Source organism: Xanthomonas sp. 10-10 (genome assembly GCF_040182365.1).
Classification (GTDB): domain Bacteria; phylum Pseudomonadota; class Gammaproteobacteria; order Xanthomonadales; family Xanthomonadaceae; genus Xanthomonas; species Xanthomonas arboricola_F.
Window position 1 is genome coordinate 2,382,838 of sequence record NZ_CP144460.1, and the last position, 16,882, is coordinate 2,399,719.

Consider the following 16,882-nt stretch of genomic DNA (forward strand, 5'->3'; position numbering starts at 1 on the left):
GATCAGCGCGCCTGTGCCGACAAGGCGATCAGGCGTTCGGCGACGCGGTCCAGCGGCACCACTTCCTGGGCGGCACCCAGCTTGTAGGCGGCGCCGGGCATGCCCCAGACCACGCTGCTGGCCTCGTCCTGCACCAGCGTGGGCGCGCCGGCCTGCAGCATTTCCAGCAGGCCGCGCGCACCGTCGTCGCCCATGCCGGTGAGGATGGCGCCGACCGCGTTCGGGCCGGCGTTGGCGGCAACCGAGCGGAACAGCACGTCCACCGCCGGCTTGTGGCGGTTGACCGGCGGGCCGTCGTCGATGCGGCAACGCCAGCGGGCGCCGTCGCGGATGATGCGCAGGTGCTGGCCGCCTGGCGGCAGGTAGGCGTGGCCGGGCAGGATCGCTTCGCCGTCGCTGGCCTCGCGCACCGACATCGCCGAATGGCGATTGAGGCGTTCGGCAAAGGCGGTGCTGAAGCTGGCCGGCAGATGTTGGGTCATCACCACCGCCGGCGCATCGGCCGGCATGTGTTCGAGTACCACGCGCAGCGCCTCGGTGCCGCCGGCAGACGCGCCGATGGCGATCAGGCGGTCGGTGGTGCGGAAGCGCAGCGCGCTGCCGGGCACCGGTGCCGATTGCATGTCCAGGGTGACCTTGGGCGTGCTGGGGCGATGCAGCGCGCTGACCTTGGCCTTGGCGGCCATCTTGACCTTGCTGACGATTTCTTCGGCATAGCCTTCCAGCCCGCGTGCGACGTCGATCTTGGGCTTGGACACGAAGTCCACCGCACCCAGCGACAAGGCCTGCAAGGTGGTGTCGGCGCCGCGCTCGGTGAGCGAGGAGATCATCACCACCGGCGTGGGCCGCAGGCGCATGAGGTTTTCCAGAAACACCAGCCCGTCCATGCGCGGCATTTCCACGTCCAGCGTGATCACGTCCGGGTTGAGGCGTTTGATCTTTTCGCGTGCCAGGATCGGGTCGGCGGCCGAGCCGATGACTTCGATGCCGGGATCTCGCGCGAGGATTTCGGTGAGCATCTGGCGGACGACCGCCGAGTCGTCGACGATCAGGACACGAACGGGAGTTTCCAGCGTCATTCGAACAACTCCACTCCACCGGTGACCGGTGCTTTGGACAGACGGGCGCGCACGGCCGATTCTGCGGCGGCGACTTCGGCTTCGTGCGCGTGCGGCAAACGCTGCACGACCACCCGGCCGGTCGTCGGGAAGAACCACACCTTGCGCGGATGGATGCCGCACAAATCTTCGGCAATGATGGGGATGTGCTCGGCCTGCAGGTACTGGCGCACGAACTCGGCGTTGCGGGTGCCGACCGGGTTGCTGGTGAAGCCCTTGAGCACGTTGGCGCCGCCGAAGACCTTGGCTTCGATGCGTTTGCGATGCGCGCCGCGCTTGAGCATGTCGTTGATCAGCAACTCCATCGCATAACTGCCGTAGCGCGCCGGTGCACCGTCGCCGACCTGACCTTCGGGCAGCAGGAAGTGATTCATGCCGCCGATCTTGAGCACCGGGTCGCGCAAGCAGGCCGCAACGCACGATCCCAAGGTGGTCGTCAACGCGGTGTCGTCGTCCACCACCAGATACTGGGTAGGCAGCAGCTTGGCGGTGATGGTCTGGAACCGCGAATCGCGGTAGCGCATCACGTCGTCGACTTGCACTGCGGTACTCATGCAGATGCTCCCGAACGCGGTGCGCGCCGATACAGCGTGCGTCCGCACGGCTGGATCAGGTCGGCCGCGTGCAGGTAATTCTCCGAATGCCCGGTGTAGAGCAGGCCGTCGTCGCCCATGTGGCTGACCAGACGCGACAGGATGCCGCGCTGGGTCGGTTTGTCGAAATAGATCATCACGTTGCGGCAGAACAGAGCTGCGTAGGGGCCGCCGACGTCGTAACGCGGTGCCAGCAGGTTCAACTGGCGGTATTCGATGAGCTGGCGCAGCGCCGGGATCACCCGGCACTTGCCCTCGTTGGGGCCACTGCCGCGCTGGAAGTACTTGCGCTTGATCGCCGCATCCAGGGACGCGACGCGGTCGATGGCGTAGACGCCGCGCGAGGCGGTTTCCAGCACCTGGGTGTCGACGTCGGTGGCCACGATGCTCACCGGCGGGGTCAGCGTGCCGAAGGCTTCGCAGGCGGTGATGGCGATGGAGTAGGGCTCCTCGCCGGTGGAAGCGGCGCACGACCAGATCTTCAGTGGTGCCTGCGAAGCGCGCTTTTGCAGTTCTTCGCGCAGCTTGTCGAAGTGGTGCGGCTCGCGGAAGAACGAGGTCAGGTTGGTGGTCAGTGCGTTGGTGAACGCCTGCCATTCTTCCTCGTCGTTGCCGGCTTCCAGCTGGTCCAGATAGTCGCGGAACGAGCGCAGCCCGAGCACGCGTAGGCGGCGCGACAGGCGGCCGTACACCATGTCGCGCTTGGCCGGCGCCAGCGAGATGCCGACGCGCTGGTAGATCAGGTCGCAAACGCGCTTGAAGTCGCGGTCGCCGAAGTCGAATTCGCGCGTGTCTGAAGCGGGAGTCGTAGTCGTCATATCCATACACGTCGTGAGCTATCACTGGATATCGGCCATGTAGCGGTGCAACTGAAGCGCCAATCCGTCGATCGCCAAGGTTGGGCTCGGTGTCGCATCGACGATGCGGTGCGGCGGCGTGCAGGGACCAGGCGCCGGAGTGAAGCCTGCCTGTCGTTGCGAGAGGCAGAAACGCAACGCCCCGGCATTGCCGGGGCGTTGCGGGCGACAGCGGTGACTTCTTAGAACTCTTGCCAGTTACCGTCGGCCAGTGCGGCCTGTGGCTTGGCAGTGCGCGCTGGCGCTGCAGCTGCACGCACGGCCGGCTTGGCCGCGGTCTTGACCGCAACCGGACGCGAGGCGACCGGGCGGACACGTGCTTGCGCAACCGCGGCCGACTCGTCCAGCTTGAACACCGACACCGCTTCGGCCAGGTGACCGGCCTGCTCTTCCATCGAGCGGGCGGCGGCGGTGGCTTCTTCCACCAGCGCGGCGTTCTGCTGGGTGGTTTCGTCCATCTGGGTGATGGTCTGGTTGACCTGTTCGATGCCGGCCGACTGCTCCTGCGAGGCGGCAGAGATCTCGCCCATGATGTCGGTCACGCGCTGCACGCTGGCCACGATCTCGGCCATGGTCGCGCCAGCCTTGCGCACCAGCGCCGAGCCTTCGGCCACCTTGTGCACGGAGTCGTCGATCAGTCCCTTGATCTCCTTGGCCGCACCGGCCGAGCGCTGTGCCAGGGTGCGCACTTCCGAGGCCACCACGGCAAAGCCGCGGCCCTGTTCGCCGGCACGTGCCGCTTCCACCGCGGCGTTCAGCGCCAGGATGTTGGTCTGGAACGCAATGCCATCGATGACCGAGATGATGTCTGCAATCTTCTTGGACGAGGCTTCGATGCCGGACATGGTGGTGACCACCTGCGACACCACTTCGCCGCCCTGCGATGCCACACCGGTTGCGCCGATGGCCAGTTGATTGGCCTGACGTGCGCTTTCGGCGTTCTGCTTGACGGTGGAGGTGAGCTCCTCCATCGAGGCGGCAGTTTCTTCCAGGTTGGCGGCCTGCTGTTCGGTGCGGTGCGACAGGTCGCTATTGCCCGAGGCGATTTCGCCGGCTGCCGAGTTGATGGCGCTGGAAGAGACCTTGATGCGCCCGACGATGTCGGCAAGCTGTTCGGCTGTGGCATTGGCATCGTCACGCATCTGCGCGAACACGCCACTGAACTGCCCGTGCATGCGCACGGTCAGATCGCCGCGCGACAGTGCGGACAACAACGCGGAGATCTGCTCCAGGCTGCCGGCGTTGGCATCCAGCAAGCCGTTGAGCTGCTGCGCCAGCTGCAGGAAGAAGCCCTGCTTGCCGTCGGTTTCGACGCGGCCGCTCATGTCGCCGCTGGCAGCGGCGCGCACGATGCGGGCGACTTCTTCTTCGACCTGGACTTCGATGGTGCGATCGCGCCACTCGCAGACTTCGCCGGTGGTCTCGCCTTGCTCGTTCTTGATGCCGGTGACGGTCTGCGCCAGCACGACTTCGCCGAAGCGCTCTTCGAAGCTGGTGACGCCGTCGCGTTCCAGCGCAGCGATGGCCTTGCGCACGGTCGCATCCGACAGACCCAGGTAGCTGATGTGCTGGCCGATGACCTTGCCCGCATCGAACTCGGGCGATGCCAGTCGGATGCTGCTTTCGTACTGCGTCACAATCTTCTTGAAGGCGTCGTTGGCGTAGATCATCACGCGATCTGGATCGGTGATGAAAGTGCCGGTCGAAGACTTGTCCAGCGCGGTACGGATGCGCAGGTTCTCGTCGGCGATCTTCTGGTCGCGTTCGATGCGTTCCTTCAGGTCGCGCTGCATGCGCTGCATGGAGCGCATCAGCTCACCCACTTCGTCCTGGCCCTGCACGTTGATCTGACCATCCAGCTTGCCGCCGGCGATCTCGGTGGCGGTGGTGACCGCGCCGCGCATGCTCTTGACGATGGAACGGGCGAACAGGAACGCCAGCCCGAGGCCGCCGGCGATGCCGATCAGCAACACCATCACGGTCAGCGAGACGGAGGTGGCGTGGACCTTTTCGGCCTTGGTCTTGGCGGCCTGCGCCAGCAGGTTGTCTTCGGCGATCAATGCAGCCAGCGAATCCTTGGCCTTGTTGTGCAGGGTGCGGGTCTCGCCGACAAAGGTGTCGATGGCATCGTCGGGAAGATTGAGCTCGATCATTTCGTCGACGCTGGCGTACGAAGCCGAAGCCTTCTTCCAGTCGGCCACGAACACGTCGAACAGTTTCTTCTGTTGCGGGCTTTCGATCAGACGGGGGTAGCCCTTGATCGTCGCCTCGATTTCGCCATGCAGCCGCTTGGCGCGGACCTTGGCTTCCTGCTTGACCGCATCGCTGGCGCGTACCAGATTTTGATAAGACGCATTCCGGTATTCGCCGAGCATGCCGCGCAGATCGCCGGCTTCGCGCACGCTGGACATGGTGTTGCCGGCCAGGTCGCGGGTGACGTTGTTGAGCGATGCCAGGCCAGAGTACGCGATGATTCCCTGCACCAGCATGATCAGCAGCACAATGCCGAACGCCAGCATCAGCCGCGGCATCAATTTCAGATTATTGATCCATTGCATTGACACGATTCCCCCGTAGAAGTCAGTCCGCATAATCCAGACAGCACATCGCCACGCATGGGCGTGGCGATGTGCGATGCGATTACTTGATGGTGGCGAGCTTCAGGCTGGCCGGCGAGCTGACTTCGATTTCGGCGCGCGAGCTGTCGCGCTGGATCTTGCCGAGGACGCAGACGTCCTTGCCTTCCAGGGTTTCCGGGGCAAAGCTGAACTTGCCGCGGTTAGCGCCGTCGATACGGGCCGAGAAGGTGTGGCGCGGGAACATGCCACCCATGTACAGGAAGGTGGGCTCACCCTCCGAGCTCTGCGCGTACTTGGCCTTTTCGACCTTGCCGCAGACCATGCCGTCCTTGCCGACGAAGCGGGTGGCCATCTCCGGCGGAATCATTTCCTGCGACTGGGCCGACAGCGTGGGAGCAACGATCACGAGAGCAGCGACGGGGAGGAGCGAGAGCAGGAACTTCATTGGGGATTCTCCAGAATCGAAAGTCGAACGGTGACCCGCTTATGAACGCGGGCTTCTATTCAGCTATCGGCTAGCTGGGGTTCAACTTGAATCCAAAAAACGTGAATTGCATCGCACTTCGATTTAGCGGTGCGTCGCGTGTCGGGAAGCTCCCGACACCGGATGGTGGTATGCGCTTAGGGCATAAATCATTGCGGCCGTCAGATGGCTGCCGGAGATGCAAGCGCGGCGATGCATACCTGTTGCATCGCCGCGCTTGCCGATCACCGCATCCCTCTGACGACCGCAGGCCGCCGCACGCAACCACCCTGAATCAGGCAGCTTCTTCAGTCAGCTGCTGACCCAGCTCGGTGCTGTCCAGCAAGGTCTCGATATCCAGCAGGATCAGCATGCGATCGTCCTGGGTGCCGATGCCCGAGATGAAGCGGGTGTCGACCGAGGCACCGAATTCGGGGGTGGGGCGGATCTGGTCGTCGTTGAGCGGGATCACGTCCGAGACGCTGTCTACCACGATGCCGACCACGCGGTCTTCGACGTTGAGCACGATCATCACGGTGAAGGCGTCGTAGCGCGCTTCTTTCAGGCGCAGCTTCAGGCGCAGGTCGATCACCGGCACGATGGTGCCGCGCAGGTTGATCACACCCTTGATGTAGTCGGGCGCGTCGGGCAGGCGGGTGACCGAGTCGTAGCCGCGGATTTCCTGCACCTTCAGGATGTCCACGCCGTAGTGCTCTTCGCCCAGGGCGAAGCTGAGGAATTCACCACCGGTGCCGGTGGCAGTGCTTTTGTCGTTCATGAAAACTCCGGGCGTTTCGGCTGAGTGTCAGGTTGCGGCACGAGGTTGAAAAGGCTGCCATAGCAACATCGGCGCGGCGCTGCGCAACTTTAGGTGCATGGCTGCCGCAGTGCGGTCGGGTTCAGAACACGCCGCTCTTGCGCGCATTGCGCTGGCGGTCGACCCGGAAGATGTAGCGCTGGATGGTTTCGTCGGCGCCACGCGGCAGGTCGCTGAATTGCATGCCCACGCGGAAGCCTTCGCTGCCGTTGGGCAGGGTCTGCTTGTGCTGGCTGCAGACGGTGAGCGGCAGCGAAATCGGCGCGGTGTCAGGCAGCTGCAGGGTGCAGTTGCGGTAGGTGTGCTGCGGTTCCAGCAAGGGCATGCCGGCAGTGAGCGAGACCGCCAGCCCGCCGCTGCTGATATCGATCACGCGCAGCTGCAGGTTGAGATTGCCGCCCTGGGCTTCGTCCTGGCGGATGATGCAGACCGGCGAGTCGGTGATCGGCGTTTCCAGCCGGTACGACTCGCGGCGCTGCATGTGGTACATCGCCTCGGGCAGGTCGGCGCGGAAGGCGACATGGATGTCGCGTTCGATGCGCTCGGCCTTTTCCAGCCGAAAGCGCACGTTGACCCGCTCCAGCTGTGCATAGCAGAGCAGGTACTTGGCATCTTCGATGGCGCGGTTGGAGGTGTCGTTGTGGCTGCCGTCCAGAATCACGCAGCCGTCGTCTTCGTCCACCTCGAGCACGGCGGTGGGGACGGCCATGTCGCGACCGGCCACGTGCATGGTCACCACGGCGCGTTGATCGAGCAGCTGACGCAGCAAACCACGGATCTGCCGCTTGTTGCGCAGCAGATAGCGTTCGTCACCTTCGGCAAGGTGATCGGCGTCGTGGTCCAGCTCGGAGGTATCGCCTTGGGACATGGGCACAAGCACAGTGGTAGCGGGAAGACGCCCGGAGGGTTGTCCCGGCGTCGCCTTGATATCGGCGGCAAACCCAAATCTTTAAGAGCAGCTGACAAAACACGTCTGCCTATCGCTGGGAGGGCGGTCGTGATGGGCAGTGGGCAGAGCATTCGACGGAGCAATCACCAAGCTTCTGGCGCCATCTCTTCGTTCTTCGGCAAGCATGATGCAGTCAGGGGCAGCGGGCAGGCTTTCAATGAAGCGACCTGCAAACTTTCTGGCGCGGTGTCCTCGCCGATTGCGGGACCGTTGGCGACATGGATGCCGCCATCGAGCCCCCATGGACGGGTTAACGGCGTGTCCCGCGAGCGGCGAGGGCACCGCGCCCTCGAGGTCTTCGCGTCCGCTGCAGGGCCCTTGCCCGCCCACCATCGCGGGACACGCTGCAAGAACGTCCTTGTAAGCTCCGTGGCGGCATCCATGCCGCCAAGGGTCCCGCGACGGTGGGCGGGCAAGGACCGGGCAGGATGGTCGGTGTGCATGGTTGCGAGCAGTGAATGACCTGCGCTGTTTCGATAACGGCGCGTCCGATCAGCATCTCGATGCAGTCAGGGCGGTGGGCAGGCTTTCAACGAAGCTACCTGCAAACTTTCTGGTGCGGTGCCCTCGCCGCTTGCGGGACCGTTGGCGGCATGGATGCCGCCATCGATCCCCCATGGACGGGTTCACGGCGTGTCCCGCGAGCGGCGAGGGCACCGCGCCCTCGAGGTTTTTGCGTCCGCTGCAGGGCCCTTGCCCGCCCACCATCGCGGGACACGCTGCAAGTACGTCCCTGTAAGCTCCGTGGCGGCATCCATGCCGCCAAGGGTCCCGCGACGGTGGGCGGGCAAGGACCGGTCATGATGGTCGGTGTGCATGGTTGCGAGCAGTGAATGACCTGCGCTGTTTCGATAACGGCGCGTCCGATCAGCATCTCGATGCAGTCAGGGCAGTGAGCAGGCTTTCAACGAAGCGACCTGCAAACTGTCTGGTGCGGTGTCCTCGCCGACTGCGGGACCGTTGGCGGCATGGATGCCGCCATCGAGCCCCCATGGACGGGTTCAAGGCGTGTGCCGCGAGCGGCGAGGGCACCGCGCCATCGCCGCTGCGCCTTTGCTGCAGGGCCCTTGCCCGCCCACCATCGCAGGACACGCTACAAGTACGCCTCAGCTGTAGGCATGGCGTGCGCTGGCCAGCAGGGTACTCAAGCGGTCCTGCGGCTCCAGGCGGAACACCGCCACGGCGTCTACCAGCTGCGCGGCCTGGTCTTCCATCGCGCGCGCCGCAGCGGTGGCTTCTTCCACCAGCGCTGCGTTCTGCTGGGTGGTTTCGTCCATCTGGGTGACGGTCTGGTTGACCTGGGTGATGCCGGCGGCCTGCTCGCGCGAGGCGCTGGTGATCTCGCCCATGATGTCGGTGACGCGCTGCACCGAGCCGACCACCTGCTGCATGGTGCTGCCGGCCTCCGATGCCAGTGCGGCGCCGTTGCCGATGCGGGTCACCGAGTCTTCGATCAGGTGCTTGATCTCCTTGGCCGCGCCGGCCGAGCGCTGCGCCAGTGTGCGCACCTCCGAGGCCACCACGGCAAAACCGCGGCCCTGCTCGCCGGCACGCGCCGCTTCCACCGCTGCGTTCAACGCCAGGATATTGGTCTGGAAGGCAATGCCGTCGATGACGGAAATGATCTCGGCGATCTTCTTGGACGAGGCGTCGATGTCGGCCATGGTGGTGACCACGCGGCCGACCACATCGCCGCCCTTGGCGGCAACGCCGGCGGCATCGAGCACCAGGCGGTTGGCCTGGTCGGCGTTGTCGGCGTTCTGCTTGACGGTGGCGGTGAGCTCTTCCATCGATGCGGCGGTCTCTTCCAGTGCGGCGGCCTGTTGCTCGGTGCGCCGCGACAGGTCGCCATTGCCGGTGGCGATCTCGGTGGCGGCCGCGTTGATCGCCAGCGACGAATCCTTGATGCGGCGTACGATTCCGGCCAGCTGGTCGGCGGTGGCGTTGGCATCGTCGCGGATGGTGGCGAACACGCCTTGCAGATCGCCGTCCATGCGTGCGGTGAGGTCGCCCTGCGACAACGACGACAGCAGCGCGGACACGCGTGACAGGCCGTCGGCGTTGTTGTCCAGCAGCGCGTTGAGCTGCTGGGCGAGCAGCAGCAGGAAGCCCTGCTTGCCATCAAGGCTGACGCGCCCGCTCAGGTCGCCGACGGCGGCCGCCTGCACGATGCGTGCGACTTCTTCTTCCACCTGCACTTCCTGGGTGCGGTCGGCCCACTCGACCACAAACCCCATGCGCTCACCGGCCGCGCCCAGTACCGGGCTGACCACCAGTCGCATGGTGCGGCCGCCGACGTGGATCTGCGCGATGTGCGTGCTGGTGAGCTGATCGAGCATGCGTGCCTGATGCTCGGGCTTGCGGTGGAACTGGTCGATGCTGGCATTGATCAGCGCATCGGCGTCGAAGTGGGGCAGGTCGCGGCGTAGCTCGTCCTGCACGCTCTTGAGCATGCGCTGCAGCGGGCGATTGACGTAGATGATGCGGCGGTCGGCGTCGGCGATCATCACGTTGGTGCTGACATCGTCCAGCGCGGTGCGCACGCGCAGCGCTTCGCTGGCGATCAGGTGATCGCGTTCCAGCCGCGCGCGCAGGTCGTCGCGCATGGTGCGGGCGTTGAGCAGCAGGCGGCCGAGTTCGTCGTGGCGATCGATCTCGATGGGGTTGTCCAGGCGGCCGGCGGCGACATCGCCGAGTACACGTTCCACTGCAAGCAGCGGGCGGGTCACCATCTTGCGTGCGGCGATGAACACCACCGCGATGCACAGCGCCAGTACCACCAGCGAGAACAGCAGCATGCTGCCCATCAGCTCGTCCAGCGGTCCGTCGATGGCGCTGCGCGGCTGTGTGCCGATCACCGCCCACTGCCACGGCGCATAGCGTTGTGCGGTGACTTCGTAGGCCTGCGCGTTGCCCTTGGCATCGCGCAGCTGCAGGTTGGCGCTGGCTTGCTTGCCGTCCAGCACCGACTGCAAGGCAGCTTGCTGATCGGCCGGCACCAGTGCCGACAACGTCGCCGGCGTCCCCGGCGGTGCGGCGATGATCTGGCCCTGGTGCTCGCCCGGCGCCATGTCGGCGATGACGAAATAGCCGTCCTTTCCCAGCCTGGTGGTGCTGACCTGGGCCTTGAGCGCGGCCAGGCCCTGGGTGTAATTGCGGCCGACGAACAGCGCGCCGATCACCTCGCCGGCAGCGTTGCGCAGCGGCGCGTAGTAGGTCATGTACTGGTCGCCGAACAACTGCGCCTGGCCGGTGAAGGGCTTGCCTGCGGACAGTGCGGCATAGGCCTTGCCCTTGCGATCGAGCAGGGTGCCGATCACGCGCTCGTTCTGCTTGTTGCGCAGCGAGGTGGTGATGCGCACGAAGTCATCGCCGGTGCGCGCGAAGATGGTCGCAACGCCGCCGGTAGCCTGCGCGAAGCGATCCACCGCATCGAAATTGAGGTTCAGCGCCTGCGTGCCGGAGCGCAGCGTGGGCGTGTTCTGCTCACCGATGGTCACGGTGCTGGCGGTATCCAGTTCGCGTGCGCCGCGCGGCAGCATGTCGTCGAAGACGCTGCCCAGACGCTCGGTGCCTTCGGTCAGGGTGACGTCGTACATCGCCACCGACTGCTGCATCAGCCGGGTGCTGGAGCGCAGCTCGGCCTTGACCTGGGATTCGATGTCGCCAGCGGACTGGCGGTAGATGGTCAGGGCCAGCAGGCCCAGCGAGATGGCAATGACCAGGGTCAACAGCGCGGAAAGCCGGGTGCCGACCGAAAGTCGGTTGAAGGAATGCATGAGGAATCGACCTTGCCCGGGGGAGGGCGTTACGGATGCGTGAAGTCCATAGCGGCCGTCTATGCTCAAAATTGATGTTTTATGTTGAATTGAGCATAAATTGTCGCGTTCGCCTGGTGTTGACGCCTGTACACCACGTCGCGGAGTGTTAATGATTGGTGATTTTGGGTGAATCGGATCGTCAGGCGTTCCAGCATGTTTAGCGGCTGATGTCGTACCACCACCGCAGAACAAAAAAAGGGCCGCTTCTCCTCGCAAGGAAGCGACCCTCAAGATTCGTTTACCACGAATCAAACTACTCTCGAATGCTGTTCTTTGATGCTGCGTGTGTTGCCGGGTGCGGCGTGTGTCTTAGAACTCCTGCCAGTCGTTCGGCCCGGCCGCCGCGGTGGCCGGGCCGATGGCGCTGCGACGTGGCGGTGCGATGCTGGCGGCAGCGACGGCCGGGCGCGCGGCGAAGCGCGCATTGACCGGCGCACCGACCATCGACGACGGCTGACGTGCAACCGGGCCTTGCTCGGCGATCTTGAACACGGCCACCGCCTCGGTGAGCTGCTGGGCCTGTTCTTCCATCGCGCGGGCGGCGGCAGTGGCTTCTTCCACCAGCGCTGCGTTTTGCTGGGTGGCTTCGTCCATGTGGGTAACGGTCTGGTTGACCTGCTCGATGCCGGCCGACTGTTCCTGCGAGGCGGCGGAAATCTCGCCCATGATGTTGGTGACGCGCTGCACGCTGGCGACGATCTCGGCCATGGTCTTGCCGGCCTGGTCCACCAGTTGCGAGCCGTCGGCCACGCGCTGCACCGAGTCGTCGATCAGGCTCTTGATCTCCTTGGCCGCGGCAGACGAACGCTGTGCCAGCGTACGCACCTCGGAGGCGACCACCGCAAAACCACGGCCCTGGTCGCCGGCACGCGCCGCTTCCACGGCAGCATTCAAGGCCAGGATGTTGGTCTGGAACGAGATGCCGTCGATGACGCTGATGATGTCGGCGATGCGCTTGGACGAGGCCTCGATGCCGCTCATGGTGTCGACCACCTTGCTGACCACTTCGCCGCCCTGCGAAGCCACGCTTGCGGCGCCGATGGCGAGCTGATTGGCCTGGCGTGCGCTTTCGGCGTTCTGCTTGACGGTAGAGGTGAGCTCTTCCATCGAGGCGGCGGTTTCTTCCAGGTTGGCAGCCTGCTGTTCGGTGCGCTGCGACAGGTCCTGATTACCCGTTGCGATCTCGCTGGCGGCGGCATTGATCGAGGTCGCCGAGTGCTGGATGTGCCCGACGATACCGGCCAGCTGGGTGGCGGTGGCGTTGGCGTCGTCGCGCATCTGTGCGAACACGCCCCTGAAATCGCCGTCCATGCGCGCGGTCAGGTCGCCCGCGGCGATGGCGCGCAAGATGCCCGACAGCGACTGCAGGCTGCCATCGGCGGTGGCCATCAACTCATTGAGGCTCTCGACCATGACGCGGAAATCGAACTGGAACTGCGCCGCATCGCCGCGTGCGCCGAAATCGCCGTTGGCCGCGGCCTGGGCCAGCTGCTTGATCTGCTGGTTCATCGACGCCAGGTTGGTTTTCACCTGCGCCATGGTGTCGGTCAGCATGGCTTTTTCGCCGGGCAGCGCATCCATGTCCTGGCTGAGGTCGCCGATCGCATAGCGCCCCATGATCTGCGCCAGGCGCTGCGTGAGCTGGACGTGGCTGTCGACCAGGGCATTGGTGTCGCTGGCCATGCGGCCATAGTCGCCCGGGAATGCGCCGGCCTCCATGCGGAAGCTGATCTGGCCGCTGTCGTGGCGCTTGGCCATGTCCAGCTGGCCGGTGATCAGATTGCGCACCTGCGATTGCATCTTGTCCATCGCCTGCAGCAGGCGGCCGGTTTCGTCGCTGGCGTCGCTGTGCACTGCGTTATCGAGCCTGCCGTCGGCAATCGCCTCGGCGGCGCGGGTGGCGCGGTTCAACGGACCGGTGAGGCTGCGGGTGATCATCCAGGCCAGCAGGGCACTCAGCAGCACCACCGCGACGCCGCCGCCGATCAGCATGCTGCGGCCACGCGCCATCGAGGCACTGGCCTGTTCATAGGCCAGCTGGCTGCTCTCGCGTTGCGCCTGCGAGTACGTGCGGATCGCATCCTGCCAGCGCTGGGTGGCCGGCGCGGCGCGTTCGAGCAGGACCGGCATGGCCTGGTCGACCTTGCCGGCCATGCCCAGCTCGCGGACCTGCTGGTTGTGCGCCAGCGCCTGTTCGCGGGTCTGGTCCAGTGCGTTGCGCAGTTGCTGGTCGTGCGCATCGGCGGGAAACGCGTAGAGCTTCTCGCGCAGCTCCTTGTAGCGGATGCGCTGGGCATCGATCACTTCGGCGAACTGCCGGTTCTGCTCGGCGGTGGTGGGCAGCACGATGTTGCGCAGGTTCAACGAGATGGTGGCATTGGCATCCAGCATGTCGGTGGCGTACTGGATCATCGCCATGTTGCGCTTGACGATGGTGTCCAGGCGCTCGCGTGCCTGGCTGAGCGTCAACAGGCCGGCGGCCACCAGCGCGCAGGAGAGAAGGATCAAAACGCCAAAGGCCAGCGCGAGGCGCTTGCCGACGTTGAAGCGGTGCAGGAAGGAATTCATGGAGTGGCCTGAGCGGATGTGATCGTGATGGGCATGCGTTGCAGGGCAGCGCTGGAGCGGTGCCGTCTGCAGGTCATGCCCGGTGTGTTGCATCGCTGAAGTAACGGCGCTGTCGGGGTCGCATTGAGGTGGTCCGGTCAGGCTGGTAAAGCCAGGTCTCAGGCACGTGATCGGGGCATGAAGAACCTGTAGGGAATCGGTGCCCGGGTGTCGGGAATTTTCTGAAAGCAAGATCGGGAATGACCATTTTTACTGCGATTCAGGCGTGCACGGCGTCCGGCCGTGAAAGGCGACTTCACGCGGATGACAGTGCACGCGATAGCGCGATTGAATGGATGCGGCAGCTCATGCTGCGTAATGCAAAACGGCACCGCAGAGTCGGTGCCGTCATGAGCCTCTTGTCGAGAGGGCGCACACGTCGCCAGGCCCGCGCATGCGGCGACGGTGCAATCGCCACAGTCGATGTGGCATGCACCGCGCGCGTCTTGCAGAGGGGGGCCCGCATCGCCCGGGTGTATTCGCAATTGCTGCATGCGCCCGGATCGAGTGCTAGCCAAAAAAAAGGACCGCTTTCTCGCAAAAGCGGTCCCGCAAGAGTCGTGCAGCGCGGATGCGCTACATCCAGGTGTCAGAACTCCTGCCAATCCAACGCCGCCCCGGCCATGGCAGCGGCGGTCCGTGCACTGTGCGGACGTGCAGGCGCACGCTTGACCGACGCCGATGCCGAAGCTTTGGGAGACGCAGACAGTGCAGCGGTGGCCAAGGCTGCCATTCGACGCGCGGACGGCTGGCTGTCGGACAACTTGAACAGCGACACGGTCTGGGTCAGCTGCTGGGCCTGGTCTTCCATCGCGCGTGCGGCGGCGGTGGCTTCTTCCACCAGTGCGGCATTCTGCTGGGTGGTTTCGTCCATCTGGGTCACGGTCTGGTTGACCTGTTCGATCCCTGTCGATTGCTCCTGCGAGGCAGCGGAGATCTCGCCCATGATGTCGGTGACGCGCTGCACGCTGGCCACGATCTCGGCCATGGTCGTTCCCGCCTGATCGACCAGTGCAGCGCCTTGCGCGACATTGCCGACCGAGTCGTCGATCAGCTGCTTGATCTCTTTCGCAGCACTGGCAGAGCGCTGGGCGAGGGTGCGCACTTCGGAGGCGACGACGGCAAAACCGCGTCCCTGTTCGCCGGCGCGTGCCGCTTCCACCGCGGCGTTCAAGGCCAGGATATTGGTCTGGAACGAAATGCCGTCGATGACGCTGATGATCTCGGCGATCTTCTTGGAGGAGGTCTGAATATCGGACATGGTGGTGACCACCCGCGCGACCACCTGACCACCTTGCGAGGCGACCGATGCCGCTCCGATCGCCAACTGGTTGGCCTGGCGCGCATGTTCGGCATTTTGCTTGACGGTGGAGGTCAGCTCTTCCATCGAAGCGGCGGTTTCTTCCAGATTGGCGGCCTGCTGTTCGGTGCGCTGCGACAGATCCTGGTTGCCGGCGGCGATTTCGCCGGAGGCCAGGCCAATGGCATCGGCAGCAGTGTGGATCCGCCCGACGATATCGGCCAGGCGCTCGGCAGTGCCGTTGGCATCGTCGCGCATCTGCGCGAACACGCCCTGGGACTGGCCGGTCATGCGGGCAGTGAGGTCGCCGGCGGCAATCGACTGCAGCAACGTGGACAACGCTTGCAGATTTCCGTCGGCGGTGGCCATCAGCTGGTTGAGGCTGTCGACCATGACGCGGAAGTCGTATTGGAAACGTTCGGCGTCGCCGCGGGCGCTGAAGTCGCCGGCGGCGGCAGATTGCGCCAGATGTTTGATCTCGCGATTCATCGCCGACAGGTTGCGCTTGACCTGGGCCATGGTCTCGCTCAAGACGGCTTTTTCGCCAGGCAACGTCTCCATGTCGTCGGACAGGTCGCCGATGGCATAGCGGCTCATGATCTGGGCCAGCCGCATTTTGACTGCGATATGCGAGGCGACCAGTGCGTTGCTGTCACGCACCATGACGCCGTAATCGCCGGGAAATGCCTGCTCGTCCATGCGGTAACTCAGCTCACCCAGGTCGTGCCGTCGCGCCATTTCCTGCTGTGCCTGCGACACCGCCTGCAACTGCGCCTGCATCTTGCCCATGCTGTGCAGTAGCCGGCCGGTTTCGTCGGTACCGGTGGTATCCACTGCGACCGACAACCGACCTGCCGCGATCGCATCGGCGATCGTCGATGCCTCGCTCAAGCGGCTCATCAGACGACGGCGAATCAGCCAGCAGGTAGCTATTGCGACCACGATCGCAACGCCGCTGCCGATCAGCATCGACCAGGTGCTGCGGATCTTGGCGGCGGCCAGTGCCGTACTGCGCTTGTCGAGCAGCCCGCTTTCCTGGGCCTCGAACTCGGTGAGCAGGGTGCGGATCTTGTTCATTGCGGCGCGTTCGTGGCCGGCGCTGAACTGCGCCAGCACGTCGGGCAACGCCGCGCCGCTGCGGCGCAGCGCGGTCAAGCGTTCTTCGTGGCCGATAAATTCGACGTAGGCCGCATGCAGGGCCGCCAGCCGCTGCTGCTGAACCGGATTGTCGGCGGTCAGCTGTCTGGCGTGATCGAATTCTTTGTCGAACTGCGCCATCCCGTTCTTGTAGGGGGTCAGATTCGCTTCGTTGCCTGAAAGCAGATAGCCGCGCGCGCCGGTTTCGATATTGATGCTGGCGATGGACATCGCACGACCGGTCGCGATGACCTGGTAAGTGTGGTCGTTCAATGCGACCGCCTGAGACAGGCTGGACTGTCCGCGCAGCCCGACCGTGGCGACAATCAACAGCACGATGATGACCGCACCAAAGCCGAACACGAGTTGTGTCGACAGACTTCGCTGTTTCATTGCTTTGCCCTTTTAAACGGAATGAAGTGACTACCGAAGGTGCGGCGATCGCCCGCCGCCGCACCGATTGTCCGCGCCCGTTGCGATGCAGCAGGCGGCGGCGCTGACAGCAGGTGCATGGCGTTACGTCGTGCGCTGGCAGGTGCGGGACGCCGCTCCCCAGCGGCGTTCCGGCAGTGGTGATCCGTGTATCACGCAGACGCCGTGCCGGACCCTTCGATGCGTGCCGAAGCGGCACGCGTCTGCAT

Annotated in this window: 10 protein-coding genes; all 10 read right to left on the reverse strand. The window is 64.8% G+C overall.

Annotated features, from left to right (window positions below; translation table 11 throughout):
• Window positions 1-2: 2 nt before the first annotated feature.
• Window positions 3-1,079: a chemotaxis response regulator protein-glutamate methylesterase gene (locus VZ068_RS10115; RefSeq protein ID WP_259159885.1), complete on the reverse strand. Its 1,077-nt coding sequence runs from the start codon at window positions 1,077-1,079 to the stop codon at window positions 3-5.
• Window positions 1,076-1,672, reverse strand: a complete 597-nt coding sequence (cheD, locus tag VZ068_RS10120) for a chemoreceptor glutamine deamidase CheD (protein ID WP_024937701.1) — start codon at window positions 1,670-1,672, stop codon at window positions 1,076-1,078. The genes VZ068_RS10115 and cheD overlap by 4 nt, the downstream gene beginning before the upstream one ends.
• Entirely contained in the window at window positions 1,669-2,535 is an 867-nt protein-coding gene (locus VZ068_RS10125; RefSeq protein ID WP_259159895.1) for a CheR family methyltransferase, read from the reverse strand. Before VZ068_RS10125 ends, cheD begins: the two co-directional genes overlap by 4 nt.
• A gap of 215 nt (window positions 2,536-2,750) precedes the next feature.
• Window positions 2,751-5,126 (reverse strand): methyl-accepting chemotaxis protein, encoded by a 2,376-nt coding sequence (locus VZ068_RS10130; protein ID WP_259159898.1) that lies wholly within the window; start codon window positions 5,124-5,126, stop codon window positions 2,751-2,753.
• Between the two features lie 82 nt (window positions 5,127-5,208).
• Window positions 5,209-5,592 (reverse strand): hypothetical protein, encoded by a 384-nt coding sequence (locus VZ068_RS10135; protein ID WP_003486337.1) that lies wholly within the window; start codon window positions 5,590-5,592, stop codon window positions 5,209-5,211.
• Between the two features lie 313 nt (window positions 5,593-5,905).
• A complete protein-coding gene (locus tag VZ068_RS10140) occupies window positions 5,906-6,388 on the reverse strand; it encodes a chemotaxis protein CheW (protein ID WP_046962576.1) in 483 nt (160 codons plus the stop codon).
• Between the two features lie 121 nt (window positions 6,389-6,509).
• Window positions 6,510-7,295, reverse strand: coding sequence for a flagellar brake protein (locus VZ068_RS10145; RefSeq protein WP_259164109.1), 786 nt, complete (start codon window positions 7,293-7,295; stop codon window positions 6,510-6,512).
• Window positions 7,296-8,482: 1,187 nt separating this feature from the next.
• Window positions 8,483-11,155 (reverse strand): Cache 3/Cache 2 fusion domain-containing protein, encoded by a 2,673-nt coding sequence (locus tag VZ068_RS10150; protein ID WP_349657553.1) that lies wholly within the window; start codon window positions 11,153-11,155, stop codon window positions 8,483-8,485.
• A gap of 351 nt (window positions 11,156-11,506) precedes the next feature.
• The gene (locus tag VZ068_RS10155; protein ID WP_349657554.1) at window positions 11,507-13,765 is read right to left on the reverse strand and encodes a methyl-accepting chemotaxis protein; all 2,259 of its coding nucleotides are present in this window, start codon (window positions 13,763-13,765) and stop codon (window positions 11,507-11,509) included.
• Window positions 13,766-14,393: 628 nt separating this feature from the next.
• Window positions 14,394-16,514, reverse strand: coding sequence for a methyl-accepting chemotaxis protein (locus tag VZ068_RS10160; RefSeq protein ID WP_349657680.1), 2,121 nt, complete (start codon window positions 16,512-16,514; stop codon window positions 14,394-14,396).
• Between the last annotated feature and the right edge of the window lie 368 nt (window positions 16,515-16,882).

What these genes read in the sequence shown, in the direction of transcription:
- VZ068_RS10145 (WP_259164109.1), bottom strand. Translation starts at nt 7,295, where the DNA reads ATGTCCCAAGGCGATACCTCCGAGCTGGACCACGACGCCGATCACCTT.
- VZ068_RS10130 (WP_259159898.1), bottom strand. Translation starts at nt 5,126, where the DNA reads ATGCAATGGATCAATAATCTGAAATTGATGCCGCGGCTGATGCTGGCG.
- VZ068_RS10135 (WP_003486337.1), bottom strand. Translation starts at nt 5,592, where the DNA reads ATGAAGTTCCTGCTCTCGCTCCTCCCCGTCGCTGCTCTCGTGATCGTT.
- VZ068_RS10140 (WP_046962576.1), bottom strand. Translation starts at nt 6,388, where the DNA reads ATGAACGACAAAAGCACTGCCACCGGCACCGGTGGTGAATTCCTCAGC.
- VZ068_RS10150 (WP_349657553.1), bottom strand. Translation starts at nt 11,155, where the DNA reads ATGCATTCCTTCAACCGACTTTCGGTCGGCACCCGGCTTTCCGCGCTG.
- cheD (WP_024937701.1), bottom strand. Translation starts at nt 1,672, where the DNA reads ATGAGTACCGCAGTGCAAGTCGACGACGTGATGCGCTACCGCGATTCG.
- VZ068_RS10155 (WP_349657554.1), bottom strand. Translation starts at nt 13,765, where the DNA reads ATGAATTCCTTCCTGCACCGCTTCAACGTCGGCAAGCGCCTCGCGCTG.
- VZ068_RS10125 (WP_259159895.1), bottom strand. Translation starts at nt 2,535, where the DNA reads ATGGATATGACGACTACGACTCCCGCTTCAGACACGCGCGAATTCGAC.
- VZ068_RS10115 (WP_259159885.1), bottom strand. Translation starts at nt 1,079, where the DNA reads ATGACGCTGGAAACTCCCGTTCGTGTCCTGATCGTCGACGACTCGGCG.